The organism is Pseudomonas sp. HMWF006 (genome assembly GCF_003061205.1).
GTDB classification, from domain to species: Bacteria; Pseudomonadota; Gammaproteobacteria; order Pseudomonadales; family Pseudomonadaceae; genus Aquipseudomonas; species Aquipseudomonas monsensis.
Map to the genome: position 1 here is coordinate 1 of NZ_QAIU01000286.1, position 2,896 is coordinate 2,896.

Sequence of the window (2,896 nt, forward strand, 5' to 3'; positions counted from 1 at the left end):
GCCGAGGGCGACGTTGTCGAGCACGCTCAAATGCGGGAACACCGAGTAGCGCTGGAACACCACGCCACGGCTGGCATCCGGTTCGTTGGCCAGTGGCCGGCCGTCGAGCAGGATCGTGCCGCGACTGGCGGTTTCCTGCCCCAGCAGCAGGCGCAGGAAGGTCGATTTGCCGCAACCGGAGGCGCCGACCAGGGTGCAGAATTCACCCTCGTTGACGCTCAGGTTCAAGCCTTCGAGCACGACCTGATCGGCGTATTGCTGCCAGACGTTTTTGACTGTGATGAAGCTCATTTGGCCGCCCCCTCATACCAAGGGAATGCGCGGCGGGTCAGGTATTTCAGGCCCCAATCCATCAGCCAGGCGAGGAGGGTGATCCACACCACGTACGGCAGGATCACGTCCATCGCCAGATAACGCCGGACCAGAAAGATCCGGTAGCCGAGACCGTCGGTGGAAGCGATCGCCTCGGCGGCAATCAGGAACAGCCACGCCGAGCCGAGCATCAGCCGCAGCGAGATCAGCAAACGCGGCAGCAGTTGCGGCAGCACCACACGCAGCATCAGCGTCCAGGTCGAGGCGCCGAGGGTCTGCGCCTTGATCAGCAGTTCGACGGGGATTTCCCGGGCGCGCTGTTCCAGATCCCGTGCGAGGGCCGGAGTGATGCCGATCACGATCAGCATGACTTTCGACAACTCACCCAGACCGAAAACGATGAACAGGATCGGCAGGATCGCCAGTGGCGGGACCATCGACAGCACCGTCAGCAACGGCGACAACGGTGCGCCGAACAACGGCAAGGTGCCGGCAGCGATGCCCAGGCACAGCCCGGCCAGCGCTGCGATGCCGAGGCCGATGGCCAGACGCCGCAGACTCGATGCGGTGTCTTGCCACAACAGGTAATCACCGGTGCGGCTGTCGGCATTGAAGGCCAGACGCTTTACCGCGTCGCTCATCTGCACCGCGCTAGGCAGCAGTTTGTCGTTGGGGTTGTCGGCCAGGCGCTCGGCCGAGCCCATGAAGTAGGCGAACAGCACCAGGGCGAACGGCAGGATCACCAACAGCAGGCGACTCGGGCGATCCGGGTGGCGATTGATCAGGCGCATGGCCAAATCCTCCGTGGCTTACAGCTTGGCGTCGGCGGCCATCTGCACGTAGGTCGGATCGAAACGCAGCTTGAGGTTGCCGGTATCGCCACTGGTCACGCCGTTGGCGAAGGCCATGCCGACCGCGCTGGTGTCCTTCGCGCCTTCACCGAGCAGGCCGTGCTGGAACGAGAACTCGGCGACCTTGCGCATGGTTTCCGGCAGTTGTTTGCTGGTGGCGAAGCTCAGGGCTTCCTTCGGTGTGGCGAACAGTCGGGTGGTGTCCAGTTGTGCCTGGAATCCGCCCAGATCAGTGCCCGAGGCCTTGGCCATGTGCTCCAGCGCGCTTTTGCTCGCGGCGTTTTTCGCGTTCATCAACTCGACCACTTCGAACCACGCACCGGTCAGCGCTTTGCCCAGCGCCGGGTTGTCTTTGAGGGTGGCGCTGTTGACCACCATCATGTCCATGATCTCGCCGGGAATCTGGCTGGAGTTGAACACTTCGGTCACCCCCGGTTTAGCCTTGATGTCCGAGAGCATCGGGTTCCAGGTGGTCACGGCGTTGACCTGTTCGGTGTTGAAAGCGGCGGAGATATCGGCGTCGGAAGTGTTGACCACTTTCAGGTCTTGCTCGGTCAGATCGACCGAATCCAGCGCGCGAGCCAGCAGGTAGTGCGAGACCGACAGTTCGACCAGATTGACGTCCATGCCCTTGAGGTCGGCGACTGTCTTGCCTTCACCTTTGAGGACGATACCGTCATTGCCGTTGGAGAAGTCGCTGACGATCAGTGCGGTGCTGTCGACGCCGCCGGCGGCGGGAATGGTCAACGCATCCATGTTGGTCATGGTGCAGCCGTCGAACTGGCCGGCGGTGTACTGGTTGATCGATTCGACGTAGTCGTTGAGCTGCACGACGTCGATCTTGATTCCGTATTTCTTCGCCCATTTGTCGACGATGCCCTGGCTGCCGGCGTATTCCCACGGCATCCAGCCGGCGTAGATCGTCCAGCACACGCTGAAGTGGTCTTTCTGGGCGGCGGGGGATTGCGTGCTGATGAGCGCGGCGAACGCAGCGGCGAGCAGGGCGGGCAAACGTAGTCGGGACATGGTGAGTTCTCCAGTTGATCAAGGGCGGACAGGAAGGCAACGCGGCACCGCGAACGGTGGCTTGTCTCCCGGGCTTTTGTCCCGCCGTGTAACCTCAACTGGAGGTCGCCAACTCTCGGACCAGCCACTCGCGAGTGCGAGCCGGAACCCTAGTCAGCCATTGCAAATTGTGGTGCCGCGAACCTGTGATGACTCCTGCACGGGTTTGCTAAAGCGAGACGCGTGCCAAGTTGTGTCAGGCGCTCTGGCGCGGGCTCACGGCGTGGATCATCGCTGATGCGCAGCGGAGCGGCGCTTTGTGTTGGTGCGCGACTGCACCGTGATGCAGCGTGTCTGCCGCTGATCTGATGCTGATGCACCGTTGGCACTCGGTCCTGATTTGTCAGTCAAACCAGATGTCAGCCGGTCTGTGCCGACTGCTGTCGCAGGTCTTTCAGGAGGCCGCCATGCTTATTCAGAAAACGTTGCGTCGGGTGCTGCTGGGAGCGGTGCTCGGTCTGGGCTTATCCGGCTGTTATTACTACGCCGGCCCTTACGATGCTTACCCTTCTACTTACTACTCTCCGGGCTATTACTCGCCTTATTACTACGGCGGCTATTACGGTCCGCGTTACTACGGCGGCGGGCGCTACTACTACGGTGGCCACGGCTATCGGGGCGGCTATGGACGGGGTTATCACGGCGGTGGGTACCACGGTGGTCACCAT

4 protein-coding genes and 1 riboswitch are annotated in these 2,896 nt (G+C 62.0%); of the genes, 1 reads left to right on the forward strand and 3 read right to left on the reverse strand.

What is annotated here, in order from left to right; all coding sequences use genetic code 11:
• The 3 genes from DBR24_RS11745 to DBR24_RS11755 form a co-directional block, all read right to left on the reverse strand.
• The coding region (locus tag DBR24_RS11745) for an ATP-binding cassette domain-containing protein (protein ID WP_128614827.1) at positions 1 to 291 on the reverse strand (291 nt) is incomplete at its 3' end.
• On the reverse strand, positions 288 to 1,103 hold the full coding sequence (locus DBR24_RS11750; protein WP_007911459.1) for an ABC transporter permease: 816 nt from the start codon (positions 1,101 to 1,103) through the stop codon (positions 288 to 290). The genes DBR24_RS11745 and DBR24_RS11750, both read right to left, overlap by 4 nt.
• 18 nt (positions 1,104 to 1,121) lie before the next feature.
• Positions 1,122 to 2,189 carry a putative urea ABC transporter substrate-binding protein gene (locus DBR24_RS11755; protein ID WP_128614828.1) on the reverse strand — a complete coding sequence of 356 codons (1,068 nt, stop codon included), beginning with the start codon at positions 2,187 to 2,189 and terminating at the stop codon, positions 1,122 to 1,124.
• Positions 2,190 to 2,252: 63 nt separating this feature from the next.
• Positions 2,253 to 2,353, reverse strand: a riboswitch (guanidine-I (ykkC/yxkD leader).
• Between the two features lie 282 nt (positions 2,354 to 2,635).
• Between DBR24_RS11755 and DBR24_RS11765 the strand changes: the two genes are divergently transcribed.
• On the forward strand, positions 2,636 to 2,896 hold a 261-nt coding region (locus tag DBR24_RS11765; RefSeq protein ID WP_123465994.1), incomplete at its 3' end, for a hypothetical protein.